This is a genomic window from Rhizobium sp. LjRoot30, assembly GCF_964253915.1.
Taxonomy (GTDB): Bacteria; Pseudomonadota; Alphaproteobacteria; order Rhizobiales; family Rhizobiaceae; genus Metarhizobium.
The window spans coordinates 439,046-457,801 of sequence record NZ_CAXUSG020000001.1 but is presented as its reverse complement, the minus strand read 5'-3'; the positions used below and the strand labels follow the sequence as shown (position 1 = coordinate 457,801).

Below are 18,756 nucleotides of genomic sequence, written 5' to 3'. Positions count from 1 at the left end.
AGCAATGCTGACCTATTTTAAATTTGCAAGAAAAGTTCTCTCAGGCGGTTCTGCGCGTAAGGAACAGAATGCCGGCGACGGGTTTGCCGCCATCTTTGCGAATGGTGCTGCGGCGGATTTCGACAATGTCGAAACCGTGACGGTCGCAAAGGCCGCGAACATGGGCTTCGCTATGGGCATACCGCAGCGAAGGCGCCAGGTGAAATCCCTCCGGCGATCCGGCATCTTCGACGGAGAAGGCAAAGGTGGCGTCCGGCGCGGCCAGCGTGGCGACAAGCGCAAACGTGTTTTCCAGGTTGCCGAGATACATCAGCACATCGGCTGCGGTGATCAGGTCGGCACGATGGGCGGCGTGCCCGGCGAAGAGGCCGGAGGCATCCGCATCGAGCGACAGGTCGGCCACGGCCAGATGGTCGTAGACCTGCTTTTCCGCCGCCTTCGCCAGCATGTTCTGCGACAGGTCGAAACCTTCGAGGCGGTCGACGCGGCTGCGGATTTCCGGGCCGAGCAGGCCGGTGCCGCAACCGAGATCGACGGCGAGGCGATAATGTTGGCCGGTGGCAGAAACCAGGTCCGCCAGCTTGCGCGGTACGCTGTAATCGAGCTTTTCCACCAGCGACGTTTCGAAGTGGTCGGCATAATCGTCGAAAAGCCGCTCGACGTAGCGGCTCGGCGGCTGGTCGGGCGTGGCCGCCTCCCCCAGCAGGGCGAGCTTGAGACCGGCGCCGAAGACATCGGAGGCATCGAACTCCACAACCTTGCGGTAAGCGGCGGCGGCGCCTTCCTTTTCCCCGGCCTTTTCCCGGTAGGAGCCGAGCCTGAACCAGCCGGCCGCCCAGGCGGGTGCGAGTTCCAGCGCCTGCTCCATCAGTTCCGCCGCGGCGGCGGGTTCGCCGCCCTCGTCGAGCATCTTGGCATAATCGGCGCGGCGGTCGGCGGTGATATCGCCGGACGAAAGCTGGCTGGGCTGCATAGGAAGGGTCCCGGAAGCGTCTGGCTCGCGCAAGCCGGTTCCGATAGGGTCGCGGCGCTTGGGCGAGATTCGCCGCATTTGGCGGGCGCCATAAAAAAACTCAAGTCCTATTTCAGAGGGCAGCAGCAACGGCAATTGATGCGGGCATCCGTGCCAGGCGTTTTTGCCGCAGAACAGACAGGAGCGGGCATGTCCGACCAGGTAAACAGGGTGCTGGGTGATACGCCGGCGCGCACGATACTGAAACTGATCGTGGTCTCGCTGATCGTCGGTTTCATCATGGCCGTATTCGGCATCGTGCCGATGGATATCCTCAACGGCATCCGCGACTTCGTCCTCGACCTCTGGCATACCGGCTTTGCCGCGCTCGGCAACGTCGGCAACTATCTACTGCTTGGCGCCACCATCGTCATTCCCGTCTTCATCCTGCTGCGCATCCTGAGTTTTCGCCGTTGAGCCAGACATCCCTGCTTCTCTGCCGCCGTCGTCTCATCCTGCTTTCCGGGCTTGGCCTCGCCTCTGCACTGGCCGGCTGTTCCACCACCTCGGTGCTTTCCAGCAACGATGACGGCGCCAGCGGCGACGAGACCGCCGATGCGCTGCCGATGGTCAATTCCCTGCGCGCCAGAAAGGGCCTGTCGCCGCTTGCCGTCGATCCGGTGGCCTCGCAGGCGGCGGCCGATCAGGCAAAACGCATGGCCAAGGCCGGCAAGATGTCGCATCTCATCGGCTTCAACGACGATTTCGGCAGGCGCATGAAGGATCACGGCGTCGCCCTGCCGGCGGCCGAAAACATCGCCGCCGGCCAGGACGAAACGGGACGCGCCGTGCAGGCCTGGATCGACTCGCCGAAACACCTGCACAACATGCTGGGCGATTTTCGCGGCCTCGGCGTGGCGGTGGCCCGCAACAGCTCTTCCGGAAACCGGCCTTATTGGGCCATGGTGCTGTCGAGCTGAGGCGATTCTGTCCGGCGCAAGCGAGGCAGAACGATGCATTCCCGCACGAACGGACAAACCGTCACCACCAATCCGCTGGCCTTCGAGGTGACACACCGGCTGGTGCTGTCGATCGCCATCCCGATGACGCTCGGCTTCATGACCACGCCGCTGCTCGGCCTGACGAATACCGCCGTAGTCGGCCATATGGGGATAGCGGAAGCGCTGGCCGGGCTCGCCATCGGCGCCATGCTCTTCGATCTGATCTTCGGCAGCTTCAATTTTCTGCGCGCCTCGACCACCGGGCTGACGGCGCAGGCCTACGGGCGGCGGGATACCCGCGAGCAGCAGGCGATCTTCTGGCGGGCACTGATCCTGTCGTTTGGCTGCGGCGCGGCGCTGCTCATCCTTTCGCCGCTGCTTCTGCGCGCCGGGCTGGCATTGATGGGAGCGGAAGCAGCGGTCGCCGATGCCACCGCCACCTATTTCTCCATCCGCATTCTTGCCGGACCGGCAGCGCTCGCCAACTATGCCATCCTGGGCTTCGTGCTCGGCCGCGGCCAGGGCGCCCTCGGCCTGCTGCTGCAATCGATCATCAACGGCATCAATATCGCCCTGTCGATCTATCTCGGCCTCCATCTCGGCTGGGGCGTCGCCGGTGTTGCCTGGGGAACGGCAGCGGGCGAGACGGCGGGCATGCTGGCGGGGTTGTTCCTCGTCATCAGGCGTTTCGACGCTTCGCAACGGCCGACGCGGGCGGAGATTTTTTCGCGGCACCGGCTGGCGGCGCTGTTTGCCCTCAACCGCGATATCCTGATCCGCACCTTCGTGCTGATCGGCTCCTTCACGCTGATGACGCGCATCGGCACCGGTTTCGGCGCGGTGACGCTGGCGGCCAATGCGGTGCTGATGAATTTCTTCCTGCTGGCCGGCTATTATCTCGATGGACTTGCCAATGCCGCCGAACAGATCACCGGCCGGGCGATCGGCGCGCTTTACCGCCCTGCCTTCGAGCGCGGGCTAAAGCTGACGCTGCTCTGGTCCTTCGGGCTGGCGGCAGCCGGCAGCCTGTTCTTCCTGCTGGCCGGCCCCTGGCTGATCTCGGTGCTGACCACGGCGCCGGACGTGCGGCAAGCGGCGGAAACCTACCTGCCCTGGGCGGCCGCCACGGGGCTTACCGGCGCGCTCGCCTTCCTGATGGACGGTGTCTTCATCGGCGCCACATGGTCGGCCGACATGCGCAACCGCATGCTGATGTCTTTCCTCGGTTATCTGGCGGCGCTGGCCGTCTTCGTGCCGCTGTTCGGCAATCACGGCCTGTGGCTGGCGATGAACGCCTTCCTGTTCTTCCGTGGTATCTTCCTGGCGATGCTCTTGAAGAAGAGGACCGATCAGACCTTCCGGTCCGCCCAGTAATCCAGCCGGCTGTCGCGCAACTCCCGGATCGAGGCGACACCTTCGCGGTCGAGCAGCGCCGAAAGCCCGCGGACGATGCGGGCCGGCAGGCCGGGTCCTTCATAGACCATGCAGGAATAAAGCTGCACCAGATCGGCGCCGGCGCGGATCTTTTCGAGTGTCGTTTCCGCCGAAGAGACGCCGCCGACGCCGATGATCGGCAGGTCGGGGCCGAGGCGCTTGCGCATGCCGGCCAGCACGGCGGTCGATTTTTCAAACAGCGGCCGGCCGGAAAGCCCGCCCGCTTCTTTCGCCTGCGTCTGGTCGCTCAGGCCCTCGCGCGACAGCGTGGTGTTGGAGACGATCAACCCGTCAAGCGCATGCGACAGCACCTCGGCGGCGATATCGTCCATGCCTTCCGGTGTCAGGTCGGGCGCGATCTTCAGGAACACGGGAACCGTTCGACCCGCCTTCGCCGCTTCCGCATTGCGGGCGGCCAGAACGGCGGAGAGCAGCTGGTTCAGGCTATCGCGCGCCTGCAGGTCGCGCAGGCCGGGCGTGTTGGGTGACGAAATGTTGGCGGTGAAATAACGCGCCACCGAATAGAAGGTGCGGATGCCGGCGACGTAATCGGCGATGCGATCCTCGCTGTCCTTGTTGGCGCCGATGTTGACGCCGACGATGCCGGAGATTTTTGCCGCCTGCAGACGGGCAAGCGCTGCGGCATGGCCTTCATTGTTGAAGCCGAGGCGGTTGATCACCGCGCCGTCCCGCTCCAGGCGGAAGATGCGCGGCTTCGGATTGCCGGCCTGCGGCTTCGGCGTCACCGTGCCGATTTCGGTAAAGCCGAAACCGAGGCGCAGGAGGGCGGCCGGTACTTCGGCATTCTTGTCGTAACCGGCGGCCATGCCGAGCGGATTGGCGAAGGTGAGGCCGGCGACGGTCTGCGAAAGTCGCGGATCGGCGGGCAGGCTGCAGGCCGGCAGCAGGCCGGATTTCAGCGCCGTGATCGACAGGCCATGGGCGGCTTCCGGATCGAAGAGAAACAGACCGCGCTTGCCGAGCAATTTGAACGCATCGATCATCGGTCAAGCTCCGGGAAAACATGGAGGCCATCGGCGCCGATTGGCAGCGGCTTTTCCCAAAGCACGGCCGAGAGCGGCAGGTCGGCGTAAAGATGCGGGAAGAGGTCGCCGCCGCGCGACGCCTCGAAGCGCAGGGCCTCGCCGAGGGCATCCGCATCGATCGCCACGAGCAGAAGCCCGGTCACGCCAGCGAAATGCAGCCGCGCCGTCTCTTTCGCTTGGGGGCCGGTGGAAAAATGGATATAACCATCCTTGAGATCGATGGCGGCGCCATGAAAAACGCCAGTTTGCCGCGCTTCATGCCACAGGGTTTCCGGCACGATCTTGTAGACAACTGCGGTCATGGCTTACTCCTTTGGCGATGACAGGCATTTGCCGAAACGAGGCGGCTTTGTCCACGCCTGCCGGACGGATTTTACGCTCGAACGCATAATTCTCGGAGGATGACATGATACGATACGGCATGATGCTTCTCCTGGCCGGCTTTTCGCCGCTCGTCGCGCCCCTGGGGGCGCAGGCGCAGGAAGAGGAAGCCGGACGCTTCCAGCTGGAGCGCACGGAAAAGGGCATCGTCCGCCTCGACACGCAATCGGGAACGCTGACGCTCTGCCACGAAAAGGACGGCAACCTCGTCTGCCGCATGGCCGCCGACGAACGCGCCGCCTACGAAGAGGAGCTGGACCGGCTGACCAAACGCGTCGAGGCACTGGAAAAAGGCGTACCATCTGGTCAAACAGGTGAAAAAACCCTCGGCCAGTCGCTTCCCAGCGATGCAGACATTGACCGCAGCTTCGCAATCATGGAAAAAATGATGAAGCGTTTCATGGGGCTGGCGGAAGAACTGAACCGGGAAAAGCAGGGCGACAGGCTGCATCCCCAGAAAACGTGATCCGGCAGGAGGATGGCCGGACGAAAGAGGCCGGCGAGTGAGGGAGACCAGCTCTTGGGAGGAGCCCCCGACATGCAATCCCTGACGATCATCATCGCGGACGATCATCCGCTGTTTCGCGGCGCGCTCCGCCAGGCGGTGGCCAGCATCGACGGTGAGCAGAAGATCGTCGAGGCCGGCGATTTCGATGCCGCCCGCCGCGCCGCCGAAAGCCATGTGGATGCCGACCTGATGCTGCTGGACCTCGCCATGCCGGGTGTCAGCGGCTTTTCCGGGCTGATGGCGCTGCGGGCCGAATTCGCCCACCTGCCGATCGTCATCATTTCAGCCACCGACGATGCGGTGACCATCCGCCGGGCACTGGAACTCGGTGCCTCCGGCTTCATCTCGAAATCCTCCGGCATCGAAGAGATCCGCGACGCCATCCAGGTGGTGCTGCGCGGCGACATCTCGACGCCGAGCTTCTACCAGGGCGGACAGGAACACGATCCTGACGTCGCCGACCTCATCAACCGCCTGAGAACGCTGACGCCGCAGCAGAGCCGCGTGCTGGGCATGCTGGCGGAAGGACTGCTCAACAAGCAGATCGCCTACGAGCTCGGTGTGTCCGAAGCAACGATCAAGGCGCATGTCTCGGCCATCCTGCTCAAGCTCAACGTCGACAGCCGCACCCAGGCGGTGATCCAGCTCGGCAAGATCAACGTGGCCATGGTCGCCTGATGCAGCCGCCCGGAAAACAGGATTTTATTCCTCTTTCTCTTTACTCCCGACCCAGGCTTGGTTAAAGTCGGGCCACGGACAGCGCCGGCGGCTTTTGTCCGCCTGGGAACCCGACCATGTTTTCACATGACACCATTTGGAGCGCCATCGACCGGCTCGCCGAACGGCATCAACTGACCCCTTCGGGGTTGGCACGCCGTGCCGGGCTCGATCCGACCTCCTTCAACAAGTCGAAGCGGCTGAGCGCCGACGGCCGGTTGCGCTGGCCATCGACGGAATCCATCGCCAAGGTTCTGGAGGCGACAGGGGCGACTATCGACCAGTTCATGAGCTACATGCACCCGGCGCAGGTCGGCGGTTCCCTGCCGGAAGGCGCCTTTCCGCCGCAGAGCGGCACCATCCCGCTGCTCGGTTTCGCCCAGGCCGGCACTGGCGGCTTTTTCGACGATGGCGGCTTTCCGGCCGGCCAGGGGTGGGATGTCGTCGAGTTTCCGTCTTCCCCCGACCGCCGCCCCGGTGTTTATGCGCTCGAAGTCCAGGGCGACAGCATGTTGCCGCTCTACCGCGACGGCGACGTCCTGATCGTCGAGCCCGGCGCGCAGGTGCGGCGCGGCGACCGCGTGGTGGTCAAGACGCGCGAGGGCGAAGTGATGGCCAAGGTGCTGATGCGCCAGACGGCACGATCGATCGACCTGGTGTCGCTCAACCCCGACCATGCCAACCGCAGTTTCGACCTGACCGACGTCGAGTGGATCGCGCGGATCATCTGGGCCAGTCAGTAGGATTATTTTCCGTGAAAGCTTTTCTGACGACCACGTTGACGGGGTTTGCCGGCATCCTGATCTGGGGTTTCCTGCTGATCAACGGCGCGCAGCACATCGGCACCAGCCCCGAGGTCCCGTCGGAGATCACCACCGACACTCTGTCGGTCGAGGAACTGCAGCAACTGGGAGACGAGACTGCCGATCCGTCCGCCGAGCCGGCCGAAAACCCGGACGAACAGCTTCCCACGCCCGAGGGTACAAGCGAGGTTTCCCCCGATGGAACGGCCGAAAACACGGCCAAAGACACATCGGTGACGACGGAGCCACTGGCTGAACCCGGCGCTATCAGGCCTGTCGAGCCGGAAACTTTCGCCTCGCCGCTTACCGACGGCGCAACACCGCTCGAACGGGTGGAAGGTCCGGCAGACAAGGTGGTTGAACCGGTCAAGAAGGAAAAACCCGTCCTGATCCCGCGTCCCAACACGGTCAACGCCGGCACATTGACTTCGGGCAAGCGGACGATGATCCTGACCGGCCTGGTGCCGACCGATATAGAAAGACAATGTCCCGATGCTTCGGGCCAGCAATGGCCCTGCGGCGTGGTCGCCCGCACGTCGCTGCGCCTGTTTCTCCGCAACCGCTCCGTCAATTGCGACTTGGCGGGAGAGGAAGGGGCGGGAGAGGAAGGAACTGGCGAAGTCGCCACCACCTGCCGGCTGGGCGAGCGCGATATCGGCGAATGGCTGGTGGAGAATGGCTGGGCCGAGGCGGAAAAGGGATCGGCCTTCGAAAAGCTTGGGCAAGAGGCGAAGGCCGCCCGCCGCGGCCTCTACGGCGACGACCCGCGCCGGGCGGCCACGCCGGTTACGACCGACACCACCGAGCCATAAGGCCGCCCTTGCAATCGCGGCGGCTTGTGCCTATTTCCCCGAACAACGGAAGGGGAACTCGCATGGCCGGCAAACTGGGCACACATGACGCCTTGATCTACGTGATGGTGATGGCATCTGCCGTCGACAGCTCGATGAGCGACGACGAACTGGCGAGGATCGGACAGTTGCTCAAAGCCCTGCCCGTCTTCGAGGGTTTCGACGAGGACCGGCTGATCGATGTCTCGCAGGCCTGCGCCGAACTGGTTTCCGGTCCGGAAGGCCTCGACATCGCCCTGGAGACCATTCGCGACACCCTGCCCGCGCGGCTTTACGACATGGCTTACGCGCTGGCCGTCGAGGTCATGGCTGTCGATGAGGCCGTGCTGCCGGAGGAAATCCGCCTGCTGCAACTGCTGCGCGACCGTCTCTCCTTGGACAAGCTCACCTGCGCTGCTATCGAACGCAGCGCTATCGCCCGTTACCGCCGCGGCTGACATCCCCCTTCAATAGAGCCCATAAGGGAAATAGCGCAGATAGATCTCCTGCAGGCGGCCGTTGCGCGACAGCGTCAACAGCGCGTGGTCGATGGCGGCAGTCAGCACCGCGCCGTCTTTCCGCAACATCACCGTCATTCCTTCGCTGAGAAAGAACTCGGAGAAATAGGGGCCGTCGAGAAAGGCGCAGCAATTTGCGGAAGCCGGGCCTGAGGTCCAGAAGGAAAGTTGCAATCCATCGGAGAAAACGGCATCGATCGCACCCGTCTTCAGGGCCTCCATCATGGCGTTGCGATCCGCGAAGCCTACCGTCTTGAGCCCGGGAAAAAACGCCTTCAGCATCGCCGCATGGCGCGTGCCAGTCACAATCCCGACCGGATGACCCGCAAGATTGGCGGCCTTTTCACCGGGCAGGCTGACCTTGCGGTTGCGCACGAAACGCGCCGGCAATTCCATGAACGGGCGGGAAAAGGAAAAACGACGGCGCAGCTCGGGCGTGACCGCCACGCCGGCAATCGCCGCCTCGGCCTGCCCGCTTTCCACGGCCGCTTCGATTTCCGCAAACGGCAGCGCCTGAATCTGACATTTTTCGGCGATCTTCAACTCGTTGCAGATTTCCCGCGCCAGATCGACCTGGAAGCCGGCAAGGCGGCCGGTCTGATCGATGAAGTTGAACGGAGCGAAATCCACGGTGGTGACGAAGCGAACCCGGCCGATTTCCGACAGATCGGGCTTCGCCAGACGCTCCCTTGCATCGAACAGCACCGGCAGCCGGTTCCCGTCCATCGTCTGGGCAGCGACGGCCCCGGTCAGAAGCAACACAGAGAAAAGCGCGCTTAACGTGTATTTCCCCCATATTTCTAGGGATGCAAGAACAGGGCGTCTCATTATGATCCAGACATAGAAGGCATGAGCGTCATCGCGTTGGAACGGTGTATCAAAGTCATGCGTATTGGGGAATATCCGCAACAATCGGGACGCAAGACGGATCAGGATGAACGGGACGCGGCCGGACCTCAGCCGCCGCCGAATTCCGCCGATCCGTTCGATGACGTCGAAGCACAGATCCTGCTGCAGCTGGGGTTTGGAAAACCGCTGGTGGCCGCCATGGCGGAGCGGGCCGAACGCTACGGCACGACGATCGAACAGGAACTCTTGAGCGACGGCTGGGTCGATCCGCAAGCCTACTACGCCGCATTGGCGCGCATGCTGCGCCTGCCCTATCTCAGCCAGGTGCATGCCGAGGGCATTACCGACATTCGTCATCTCGACACGCAGCTGGTCCAGCCGTCGACCATCCGCCTGCAGCATGCCCGGCAGCCTCCCGTCACCATCATCGTTCCCGAAGCGCGGCGCATTCCGATGATCCTCGGCATGCTGGAGCGGCTGCCGGCTCTCAGGCATTCGCTGGCCGTCGCCGCCGGCGAAACCGTCCGTCGGGCCGTCTGGAAGGCCGGTGCGCCACGACGCCTGCAGGAGACGGTCGGCGGCCTATTCGATAAAACTCCGCGGTTCAGTGCCAGGATCGTGCTTCTGGGGCGACAGGGTTTTTACACCGGCGTTGCCGTGACGGCTGTGGCGATCGGCACGCTGATCGCCCCTAGCCTGGCGCTGCTGATCCTGCATGTCTTGATGTCCAGCCTCTATTTCATTTCGCTCTGGCTGAAGGCTTTTGCGATCCGCCATTGCCGGGAACCGGCGCAACCGATCGCGCCGCTGCCGGAAAAGCGAAACCTGCCGGTCTATACGGTCATGGTCGCGCTCTACCGGGAAGCAGCCGTTGCCGGGCAACTCGTTGCCATCCTGAAGCGGCTCAACTGGCCACCGTCGTTGCTCGATATCAAGCTGGTCTGCGAGGCGGACGACCGCGAAACGATAGAGGCGCTGGAAGCGCTACGGCCGGGGCCGCAATTCGAGATCGTCGAGGTGCCGGCGATGCATCCACGCACGAAACCGAAGGCCCTCACCTATGCCCTGCCCGCCGCCCGGGGGACGTTTCTCGCCATCTACGATGCGGAAGACCGGCCGCATCCCGATCAATTGCTGGAGGCTTACGGACGGTTCGCCAGGGCGCCGCCCGAACTTGCCTGCGTCCAGGCGCCGCTGATCATCACCAATGCCCGCGATTCCTGGCTGAGTGCCTTGTTCTCCCTGGAATATTCCGCCCTGTTCCGTGCCTTGCTGCCGATGCTCGCCCGGGCCGGCATGCCGCTGCCGCTCGGCGGCACCTCCAATCACTTCCGAACGGCCGTGCTGCGTGCCGCCGGCGGATGGGATCCGTTCAACGTCACGGAGGACGCCGACCTCGGCATGCGGCTCTATCGTTTGGGCTACCGTGCCGACGTCATCTTCCGCCATACGCTGGAAGATGCGCCGACGACGCTGAAGAGCTGGTGCGGCCAGCGAACCCGCTGGTACAAGGGCTGGCTGCAAACCTGGCTGGTGATGATGCGCAACCCGCGGCAGTTGCGACGCGAAATGGGATGGAAGGCCTTCGCCATTTTCCAGCTGATGATCGGTGGCATGCTGGTTTCCTCGCTTGCCCATCCTTTCATCCTGCTCTTCTTCTTTTTCACGCTGGCCGCGCTGCTGGAAAGCCCGGCAACCGGCATCCACATGCTGTCGAAAACCCTGTTCACCATCGATATCGTCAACATCCTCGGCAGCTATTCGGCGTTTCTCGCCGTTGGCGCCGCGGCGATGATCCATCATGAAAAGCGGCTGGTCGGCTGGCGCTGGATGCTGATCCCGGTTTACTGGATGCTGGTTTCCTTCTCCGCCTGGCGCGCCGTGGTCGAGTTGAAGACCCGACCATTCTTCTGGCACAAGACGCCGCACCAGCCGCACGCGCAAGGCCGCCCCGCTGCACGTCTCCGACCATATTCGCACCCGCAAAATGTGCGGATACCCCGTTAGCATGACATTAAACCTATTAGGCTTATCTGAATTAGCGACATCGGACGACCATCGCGGCCGGACGATCATGACGGCTGTCGCTTTCGCCTTTCACCGGGCATGTCCCCACAGTTTTTTGAATGCGGCAGCTGCAATCGCCAAGTCAAACCTGCGTCATCCCGATCGCCGTTTTTTCTGGTCGATGCATATTATTGAGGACCGGAGTCCAACCTATGTTGAAGAATGCGAAGATAAAAACCAAAATTCTTGCCGTCATCCTGCTGCTGGGCGTGATTTCCGTCATCGGCCTGCTGCATCTCAGCAACGAATTCGGTCAGGCCGACAGCGCCTATACGAACTTCCTGTCCAACGATAGCGTCGCTGCGATGGAAACGTCGCGCGCCAGCGGTGGAACCATGGTTGCCGCGCTCCAGATCGCACGCGTGCAGGATTTCGCTCCGGATTCGCCGGAATTCAAGGCTGCCGTCGAGACACACGACAAGTTCATCAACACCGCCAAGGACCGCATGACCAAGGTCATGCAGCTTGCCCCGTCCACGAAAGACGTCGATGAAGAAATCATCCGCCGCCTCGATGCGCTGAGCGCCCTCGGCCACAAGGTCTTCGAGGCACAGAAGGCCGGCGATGCCGCCGCCGTCGAAAAAGGCCAGGCCGAGACGGACGCATTCCTCGACGACATGGTGAAACTTTTCGTTTCGAACAACAACGCCATGTCGAAGTCGATCGAAACCGGCACGCAACAACTTTCCGACGAAATCAACAGCACGATCACCATCAGCCTCGTGATGCTGCTTGCCGGGATCGCTCTGTCGATCGGCGTCGGCCTGGTGCTGGCGCAGGTCGGCATCACCACGCCGATGGCCCTGCTGCGCGGCCGCATGACCTCGCTTGCCCAGGGCGAGACCAGCGAAGAAATCCCCGGCCTCGACCGCAAGGATGAAATCGGCGACATGGCAAAAGCCGTCGCCATCTTCCGCGACGGCGCTGTCGAGCGTATTCGCCTCGAGCGGCAGAGCGAAAAGGACCGTGCATCGAGCGAAACGGAACGCGCCGAGCGCGAGACGCAGAAGGCTTCCGAAGCCGCCGACCTGCAGCGCGCCGTCACGGCTCTCGGCGGCGGGTTGCGTCGCCTTGCCGACGGCGACCTGTCCTTCCAGATCGACACCGCCTTCGTCGCCCATCTCGATCAGCTGCGCCTCGACTTCAACGACTCGCTGAACAAGCTCAATCAGGCCCTGAGCGCCGTCGGCGGCAACGCCCGCTCGATCAATGCCGGCGCCGATGAAATCCGCACCTCGGCCGACAACCTGTCGAAGCGCACCGAACAGCAGGCCGCCTCGGTGGAGGAAACGGCTGCGGCTCTCGAACAGATCACCACGACCGTCAAGGACGCGGCGCGCCGTGCCGAAGAGGCCAGCCACCTGGTGGCCCAGACCCGCACCGGCGCTGAAAAATCCGGCCAGATCGTGCGCGATGCCGTCAACGCCATGCAGCAGATCGAACAGTCGTCGAGCGAGATTTCCAACATCATCGGCGTCATCGACGACATCGCCTTCCAGACCAACCTGCTGGCGCTGAATGCCGGCGTCGAGGCGGCCCGCGCCGGCGAAGCCGGCAAGGGATTTGCCGTCGTAGCCCAGGAAGTCCGCGAACTGGCCCAGCGTTCGGCCAACGCCGCCAAGGAAATCAAATCGCTGATCACCGCGTCCGGAACCCACGTGGCGACCGGCGTCAACCTGGTCGGCGAAACCGGCAAGGCGCTCGATGCCATCGTCAGCGAGGTGCAGGAAATCAACCGCCACGTCCACGCCATTGCCGAAGCCGCGCGGGAACAGTCCATCGGGCTGCAGGAAATCAACACCGCCGTCAACACGATGGACCAGGGCACCCAGCAGAACGCTGCCATGGTCGAGGAAACCACGGCGGCCACGCATACGCTGGCAACCGATGCCGCATCGCTGACCGAACTGCTCTCGCAGTTCAAGATGACCGGCACCCATGGCGGCTTTGCTTCCAGCCATACCAGCCGCCCGGCCCCCCGCCCGATCGCTCCGGTTTCCCGTCCCGTCGCGAGCCCGGTCCGCGCCGCAACGGAAACGACCCGCCCCGCTCCTTCGCCGGCCCGCCGTCTCGGCCAGACCCTCGCCAACGCCTTTGGCGGCGGCTCCTCCACGCCGGCGGTCAAGCAGGAAGCCGACTGGACGGAATTCTGAGACCAGAGTCCAGACACGAGATACCAGCCACGGGCGGTCGAAAGACCGCCCGTTTTCGTTTGTGCATCCGGCTGACCCGGCAGGCGCAAGGCGTCTTATAAAGCGCCATGACGACCACTGCCGGAGAAGCAAAATTCATCCTGTCGCAGAAATATCGATTGCCGTGCGGCAAGGCGCTTGAGAATGGCGAGGGACAGGCTATCCTCCACTCGCGCCTGCCCAAAGATATGAAAATTACCGCCTGACCGCGATATTGCACCCATATTTCTCATTCTTAGGATCGACGATGGCCAATCCCCCAATTCCGACGACTGCCGAAAGAAATGCCGCGCTTGGACGACTGGCTCGCAACGAGACGGTCGGGCTGACAAACCGCAGACAGCTTGAAAGCTACGACTTCGTCGAGGATCTGGCGGTCAAGCGGCTCGTCACGCAAAAACTCTGCACCGCGGCAACCGCGGATTTCATCTATGGCGCAATCATCAAGCTTCTCGAGGATGCGCGCCTGACGATTTCGCTCAAGGCACCGAACTGGTTCTACCACGAGAACACATCCAAAACCTACGGCAACTTCTGGGAGCGCGGCGTCAGCGGCGCCTCGAGCGATGCGAAAAAGCGCGATGCCGCCGAAAACTCGATGTTCGGCTACAGCAATCCGGTCACCGATGCGGACCCGAAGGTCAAGGCCGCCCAGAACCGGCTGCTCACCTTCGGCACCTCGCCTTCCGCCACCTTCGAACCGGCCATGCGGCCCCGTTATGCCGCGGTGGATTTCGCTTATTGCATCAATGGCGGGTTGTCGAAATACGGCAAGAGCTTCCTCGTCCTCAAGGACCACATGAAGCACAATTCGACATTCACCCATTGCGATTCCTTCGAGGTCGACATGGATCTCATCGGACGCAAGGACGAATATTTCGGCACGAAACTCAACCTTCAGGATGTCGCCTGCAGCTATTTCCAGCTCGGCTTCATCGTGCTCTTCTGCCATCCGGCGGTTCTGAAGAAACTGCATGCCTATGCGACGAGAGAAGCCCAAAAGGGCAGCGAGACCAATCTTCTCGGCGGCATGATCTATATCGAGGCACAGATGCACGCCGACATCCAGTTCAGCCGCGACGTCGCCGAACTGAACATCAGCGGCCAGGACTGCTCTTCCGGCCCGGTAAACCACCCGAAATCGAAAAATTTCTTCGGCAAGAAGACCGTCTGGGACAAGGACGACATCGCCCGCGTCAAGAAGAACGCCAAGAAGTTCGCCGCAAGCAACGCGCTCATCTATAACGACGTGCCATAGGACAGACGACCTCTGGCTCGTCTCTTCGCGGACTTTTGCCGTCTGGGCCGACCGGAAGGACTGCCGCGTGCCGCCCTGTTCCTCGGCTCTGATACCGCAGGTTTCGTCAACGGCGTGGAGCTTCACGCCGACGGCGGCATGAGTTTGATCTGAGGGCGGCGCCGGAATGCGGAAAACCGTATTCCCTCCTCCGTCCCTCAGCGCGATCGGCCCCCTCGCACACAACGGGCCGCTGATGCCCGTAGCCAAGGTGAGCTGACAGCCCCATAGTTCCAGTTGCCAAGCTTACCGCACCGTTTCTAGTGCCCCGGATGCAAGGCGTCGTTCAGATACATGCATGTCAGCATCGTGAAGACGTAAGCCTGGATGGCCGCCATCAGGAACTCCAATGCGGTGATGGCAACAGTCATCAGCAGCGGCAGAATGGCTCCGGCCACGCCGACCATGCCAAGGCTGCCCAGAGAGACCACAAAACCTGCAAAAACCTTGAGTGTGATGTGGCCGGCCAGCATGACGGCAAAAAGGCGCACCGAATGGCTGATGGGACGAGAGAGATAAGAAATGATCTCGATCGGGATGATCAGCGGAGCAAGGACTGCTGGCACACCATCCGGCTTGAACAGGCGAAGGAAGCCGAAACCGTGCTTGTAGATGCCGTAAAGCGTCACGGTGAGGAACACCATGGCTGCCAGGCCGAACGTCACGATGATCTGCGCCGTCACGGTAAATGCGTAGGGAAACATGCCGAGCATGTTGGCTGTGAGAATGAACATGAAAAGCGAGAAGACGAGGGGAAAGAACCGCATCCCCTGTTCTCCGGCATTGTCCCGCAATGCCTTGGCCACGAACTCGTGGAGAAGTTCGGCACTGGATTGCCATCTGCCGGGAACGAGTAGTTTTCGGCTGGTTGCAAGCAACAGGAATGCCGTAGCGATGGCGATCGTCAGCAGCATGTAGGCGGAAGCATTGGTAAAGCTGAGGTCTATGCCTCCGATGTTGATCTCGACGATCTTCCTGATTTCGAACTGTTCGATGGGGCCGGCCATTGGGTGTCCTCTGACGCGCTGTGGCCACGGCGAAGCCAACGCGCACCAAGACACCGCCACAGCGTTGCCGGGCGTAGGTGGATCGCGGGCCAGTGATTTCTACGGGAAGGGTGACGTTGCGCATTCGGGCGGCCTCTGATCTCGTCAACGAGATTTTGGGGCCGTCCCCGGAATGACTCATGGCGCAGGTCGTCCTGCGCGCTGGCTTGATAGCCGTCTCCTCGCCCAATTGCAACGGCATACTGTGACCGGCTTGAACACTGAAGATTAAGGGACGGCCAGCGTGATCTCGCGGCAGCAACGTGACGTCAATCGGTCGCCCGACCCCGTTCTATAGATAACGGCAGTCGCGTCCTGACGCCCTTGTGACAGTTTGGAGAACGAACGTCCAATGCAAATTTATGCCGGGCGGCAGGCACTCCCCTGTTCATGGCGCCTCGCCCGACTTCATGCCGTGTCGATCAATAGATGCCGATCTTGTCGGGATCGAAATTGACGGCCTTCAGTTCCTTGCGAAGACGGGATACCTGGCCGGCGAATTTGCCGTTGGGCTGATAGTTGCCATCCTTTTCATAGCCGCAGCCGCCATCGAATCCCTGGCTTCTGTCGCCGAGCATGCCGACGACCTGCATCAACGGCTTGTCGAAGAGCGTGCCGCCCACTTTGGTGTCACCGACCTTTTGCTTCAGCGCTCCGAAAAAACCACCGATACCGCCGCCGTGGTTGGCTCTTTTTTCGGCGAAATTCCGGCCAACGGCCCTGATTGCGCTGTTGGTACTATCATTGACGGACTGCGTCATCGCATCTGAAATATTGACCACGCCCAGATAGGCGTTCGCCTCCAATTCAGCAGGGATGCCGCCGTTGATGAACCAATTGTTGAGAAATTCAGCCTGCCGTTTCAACCGGCTCTCCCGGTAAGCCTCCACGAGGAGGAAGAACACAGCCTGGTCCTGGATATATTTTTGCGTGCAATAACAATAGAAGGTGTGACGTCGGCTGGGCGTGTTGGTAAAACTGCGAAATTCGTCAATGCCGGCCAATAGATACGCTCCAAAACAATTATTAACGATTGCAGTTTTCTGGCGTCCAGAAACTAACAAACCGTTAAAAAATGGAGCATTTTCCCAAGCGTTCGGGTGTGTCGGTGAGACCCCGAAACGCAAAGGTGAAGACCGCGTTTCGCCGGGAAGCTGGAGCGGGTGAAGGGAATCGAACCCTCGTATTCAGCTTGGGAAGCTGCTGCTCTACCATTGAGCTACACCCGCGGCAGGGCACTTTTCCAACAGTTCCGGAAAGCTGTCAAGCGCCGGGAAAAACCGGCATGTTTCTCGCGAGACAGCCCGATGGCGGCAATCGTGGTGAGATCGTCTCAGAGACAAGGATCGGAGAAGAGATCGATGCCTACCATGCTGCAACGCCTTGGATCCTGCACCGTCGGTTATCTTTGGGCAGCCTTCATGGCTGCCATCGCCCTGACGATCCTGCGCGCGGCCAGCGATGTTTCGACCGGAACCATGAGCCCTGCGGACGTGGCGCTCGCGGTACCCTATTTCGCGGCAGTGATGACGGCGACGATTGCCGTTGCGGCATTCGTGCCGGCTGTTATTGCCATAATCATCGGTGAAGTGTTTTTCAGCCTGCGCGCGCCGGTTCGGCTTGGCTACACGCTCATTGCCGGCATGGCTGTCGGTTTTTTCCTAGCCATGAAGCCTGAGTTGCCGATCTGGTCGGCGCTCACCATGATCGACGCGGAAGCGCTCTTTCGCATCGCAAGTGGCGGGATCGGCGGGGTGGCCTTTTACCACTTCAGCAAACAACCGGCAAAAAGCGGCATCCAGCCGATTTGAGCGGGGAACGACTGACGCCTGTTGCCGGCGTCGACATTATGGCAGGCGGAAATGTTTGGAGAGTTTCAAGCCCTGCGCCTGATAGTTGGAACCAAGCCCCGTGCCGTAAAGCCCTTGCGGACGCTCCAGCATGTGTTCGTAGACGAGTCGACCGACGATCTGGGCGTGTTCCAGGATAAACGGCACCTCGTGGCTACGCACTTCCAGCACGGCTTTTGCCCCGGCGCCGCCGGCATCGGCATGGCCGAAACCGGGATCGAAGAAGCCGGCGTAGTGGACGCGGAATTCGCCAACCAGCGTATCGTAAGGCGTCATTTCCGCGGCGTAGAGCGGCGGCACATGCACGGCCTCGCGCGACACGAGGATGTAGAACTCATCCGGATCGAGGATCAGTTCGGCGCGCCCGCGGCTATACAGCGGCTCCCAGAAATCGAGGACGTCGTGCGCCGACTTGGCGTCGACGTCGATGACCGCTGTGTGGTGCTTGCCGCGATATCCGATCAGGCCGTCCGGGCCGGTGCCCTTGAGGTCGATCGATACGGCGATGCCGCCGTTGGACACGTTCGGCGCCTCGCTGGCAACAAGGGTTTCATTGTCGTGAAGCGACAGGAGATCGGCGTCGTTCAGCAGCGCGTGGCCGATACGGAAGCGGATCTGCGACAGACGCGAGCCGCGGCGCACGACGATCGGAAAGGTGCGCGGCGAGATTTCGAGGTAGAGCGGGCCGTTGTAGCCGGCCGGGATCTTGTCGAATTCCTGCGCCCGGTCGGTCATCACCCGGGTGAAGATGTCGAGCCGGCCGGTCGAGCTTTTCGGGTTGGCCGAGGCGGACATGTCCGTCGGCAAGTCGAGGCTTTCCATCAGCGGCACGATGTAGACGCAACCGGTTTCGAGCACGGCGCCATCGGCAAGGTCGATCTCGTGCAGCTTCAGTCGCGTGAGCTTGTCGGCGACGAGGTGGCCCGGCCCCGGCATGAAGCTGGCGCGAACGCGGTAGGCTTTCGAACCCAGCCGAAGATCGAGGCTTGCCGGCTGCACCTGGTCGACATCGAGCGCTGCCTCGCTCTTCAGCCGGCCGGCCGCAAAAAGCGCCCGGATGGCGCCATCCGCCAGAATGCCTGTCTTTCTCGTCATTGCCTCTTTCCTTTTGGCGCCGACAAAATCAAACTCGAGGAATTGACGCAAGCCGGGATCGGCAGTATTCAGAGCTTTATCCCGTGGTGATTTGGCCGGTCGGCTTGCAGCCACGTTAAACAAGTGGCTAAAAGGACCGGGTGCAAAACCGGTTCGCTTTCGCGACCGGT

At 62.1% G+C, this 18,756-nt stretch carries 20 protein-coding genes, 1 tRNA gene, 1 pseudogene and 1 riboswitch; of the genes and pseudogenes, 14 read left to right on the top strand and 8 right to left on the bottom strand.

Features of this window, described 5'->3' with window-relative positions:
* Positions 1–40: 40 nt before the first annotated feature.
* On the bottom strand, positions 41–973 hold the full coding sequence (locus ACSQ3I_RS02320; protein ID WP_435995724.1) for a class I SAM-dependent DNA methyltransferase: 933 nt from the start codon (positions 971–973) through the stop codon (positions 41–43).
* A 189-nt stretch (positions 974–1,162) separates the two neighbouring features.
* Here ACSQ3I_RS02320 and ACSQ3I_RS02315 point away from each other — a divergent pair, with 189 nt between their 5' ends.
* The 3 genes from ACSQ3I_RS02315 to ACSQ3I_RS02305 are packed head-to-tail and all read left to right on the top strand — an operon-like array spanning position 1,163 to position 3,327.
* Positions 1,163–1,429, top strand: a complete 267-nt coding sequence (locus ACSQ3I_RS02315; RefSeq protein WP_435995723.1) for a DUF6460 domain-containing protein — start codon at positions 1,163–1,165, stop codon at positions 1,427–1,429.
* On the top strand, positions 1,426–1,932 hold the full coding sequence (locus ACSQ3I_RS02310) for a CAP domain-containing protein (RefSeq protein ID WP_435995722.1): 507 nt from the start codon (positions 1,426–1,428) through the stop codon (positions 1,930–1,932). The genes ACSQ3I_RS02315 and ACSQ3I_RS02310 overlap by 4 nt, the downstream gene beginning before the upstream one ends.
* A 33-nt stretch (positions 1,933–1,965) precedes the next feature.
* Complete coding sequence (locus ACSQ3I_RS02305; protein WP_435995721.1) at positions 1,966–3,327, top strand: MATE family efflux transporter; 1,362 nt, start codon at positions 1,966–1,968, stop codon at positions 3,325–3,327.
* On the opposite strand, the gene ACSQ3I_RS02300 is transcribed toward ACSQ3I_RS02305, so the two are convergent.
* Positions 3,303–4,391 carry a quinone-dependent dihydroorotate dehydrogenase gene (locus ACSQ3I_RS02300; protein ID WP_435995720.1) on the bottom strand — a complete coding sequence of 363 codons (1,089 nt, stop codon included), beginning with the start codon at positions 4,389–4,391 and terminating at the stop codon, positions 3,303–3,305. The genes ACSQ3I_RS02305 and ACSQ3I_RS02300 overlap by 25 nt on opposite strands.
* Entirely contained in the window at positions 4,388–4,735 is a 348-nt protein-coding gene (locus ACSQ3I_RS02295) for a DUF952 domain-containing protein (RefSeq protein WP_435995719.1), read from the bottom strand. Before ACSQ3I_RS02295 ends, ACSQ3I_RS02300 begins: the two co-directional genes overlap by 4 nt.
* 119 nt (positions 4,736–4,854) lie before the next feature.
* On the opposite strand from ACSQ3I_RS02295, the gene ACSQ3I_RS02290 reads away from it, so the two are divergent.
* The 5 genes from ACSQ3I_RS02290 to ACSQ3I_RS02270 all read left to right on the top strand — a co-directional run bounded on the left by ACSQ3I_RS02290 (position 4,855) and on the right by ACSQ3I_RS02270 (position 8,130).
* Complete coding sequence (locus tag ACSQ3I_RS02290; protein ID WP_435996263.1) at positions 4,855–5,280, top strand: hypothetical protein; 426 nt, start codon at positions 4,855–4,857, stop codon at positions 5,278–5,280.
* 72 nt (positions 5,281–5,352) lie between these two features.
* Entirely contained in the window at positions 5,353–6,000 is a 648-nt protein-coding gene (locus ACSQ3I_RS02285; protein WP_435995718.1) for a response regulator, read from the top strand.
* A gap of 116 nt (positions 6,001–6,116) precedes the next feature.
* On the top strand, positions 6,117–6,782 hold the full coding sequence (locus tag ACSQ3I_RS02280) for a S24 family peptidase (RefSeq protein WP_435995717.1): 666 nt from the start codon (positions 6,117–6,119) through the stop codon (positions 6,780–6,782).
* Between the two features lie 11 nt (positions 6,783–6,793).
* Positions 6,794–7,654 (top strand): hypothetical protein, encoded by an 861-nt coding sequence (locus ACSQ3I_RS02275; RefSeq protein WP_435995716.1) that lies wholly within the window; start codon positions 6,794–6,796, stop codon positions 7,652–7,654.
* Between the two features lie 62 nt (positions 7,655–7,716).
* Complete coding sequence (locus ACSQ3I_RS02270; protein WP_435995715.1) at positions 7,717–8,130, top strand: tellurite resistance TerB family protein; 414 nt, start codon at positions 7,717–7,719, stop codon at positions 8,128–8,130.
* A gap of 9 nt (positions 8,131–8,139) precedes the next feature.
* On the opposite strand, the gene ACSQ3I_RS02265 is transcribed toward ACSQ3I_RS02270, so the two are convergent.
* Complete coding sequence (locus ACSQ3I_RS02265; protein WP_435996261.1) at positions 8,140–9,018, bottom strand: transporter substrate-binding domain-containing protein; 879 nt, start codon at positions 9,016–9,018, stop codon at positions 8,140–8,142.
* A 267-nt stretch (positions 9,019–9,285) separates the two neighbouring features.
* Here ACSQ3I_RS02265 and ACSQ3I_RS02260 point away from each other — a divergent pair, with 267 nt between their 5' ends.
* From ACSQ3I_RS02260 to ACSQ3I_RS02240, 5 genes and pseudogenes are all read left to right on the top strand, one after another.
* The gene (locus tag ACSQ3I_RS02260) at positions 9,286–11,046 is read left to right on the top strand and encodes a glycosyltransferase family 2 protein (RefSeq protein WP_435995714.1); all 1,761 of its coding nucleotides are present in this window, start codon (positions 9,286–9,288) and stop codon (positions 11,044–11,046) included.
* A gap of 212 nt (positions 11,047–11,258) precedes the next feature.
* Complete coding sequence (locus tag ACSQ3I_RS02255; protein ID WP_435995713.1) at positions 11,259–13,259, top strand: methyl-accepting chemotaxis protein; 2,001 nt, start codon at positions 11,259–11,261, stop codon at positions 13,257–13,259.
* 107 nt (positions 13,260–13,366) lie between these two features.
* Positions 13,367–13,504 carry a hypothetical protein gene (locus ACSQ3I_RS02250; RefSeq protein WP_435995712.1) on the top strand — a complete coding sequence of 46 codons (138 nt, stop codon included), beginning with the start codon at positions 13,367–13,369 and terminating at the stop codon, positions 13,502–13,504.
* Positions 13,505–13,545: 41 nt separating this feature from the next.
* The gene (locus ACSQ3I_RS02245; protein WP_435995711.1) at positions 13,546–14,556 is read left to right on the top strand and encodes a DUF3626 domain-containing protein; all 1,011 of its coding nucleotides are present in this window, start codon (positions 13,546–13,548) and stop codon (positions 14,554–14,556) included.
* Positions 14,557–14,595: 39 nt separating this feature from the next.
* Positions 14,596–14,709: pseudogene (locus ACSQ3I_RS02240) on the top strand (short-chain dehydrogenase); the annotation flags it as partial.
* A gap of 146 nt (positions 14,710–14,855) precedes the next feature.
* Here the strand turns inward: ACSQ3I_RS02240 and ACSQ3I_RS02235 are convergent.
* From ACSQ3I_RS02235 to ACSQ3I_RS02225, 3 genes are all read right to left on the bottom strand, one after another.
* On the bottom strand, positions 14,856–15,602 hold the full coding sequence (locus ACSQ3I_RS02235) for a F0F1 ATP synthase subunit A (RefSeq protein ID WP_435995710.1): 747 nt from the start codon (positions 15,600–15,602) through the stop codon (positions 14,856–14,858).
* A 461-nt stretch (positions 15,603–16,063) separates the two neighbouring features.
* Positions 16,064–16,645: a hypothetical protein gene (locus ACSQ3I_RS02230; protein WP_435995709.1), complete on the bottom strand. Its 582-nt coding sequence runs from the start codon at positions 16,643–16,645 to the stop codon at positions 16,064–16,066.
* 151 nt (positions 16,646–16,796) lie between these two features.
* A tRNA-Gly gene (locus tag ACSQ3I_RS02225) sits at positions 16,797–16,870 on the bottom strand.
* 132 nt (positions 16,871–17,002) lie between these two features.
* Here ACSQ3I_RS02225 and ACSQ3I_RS02220 point away from each other — a divergent pair.
* Positions 17,003–17,452, top strand: a complete 450-nt coding sequence (locus ACSQ3I_RS02220) for a hypothetical protein (RefSeq protein ID WP_435995708.1) — start codon at positions 17,003–17,005, stop codon at positions 17,450–17,452.
* Positions 17,453–17,488: 36 nt separating this feature from the next.
* Here ACSQ3I_RS02220 and ACSQ3I_RS02215 read toward each other — a convergent pair whose 3' ends face one another.
* Positions 17,489–18,586 (bottom strand): 2'-deoxycytidine 5'-triphosphate deaminase, encoded by a 1,098-nt coding sequence (locus tag ACSQ3I_RS02215; protein WP_435995707.1) that lies wholly within the window; start codon positions 18,584–18,586, stop codon positions 17,489–17,491.
* A 73-nt stretch (positions 18,587–18,659) separates the two neighbouring features.
* A riboswitch (SAM riboswitch) is annotated at positions 18,660–18,738 on the top strand.
* Positions 18,739–18,756: the final 18 nt, after the last annotated feature.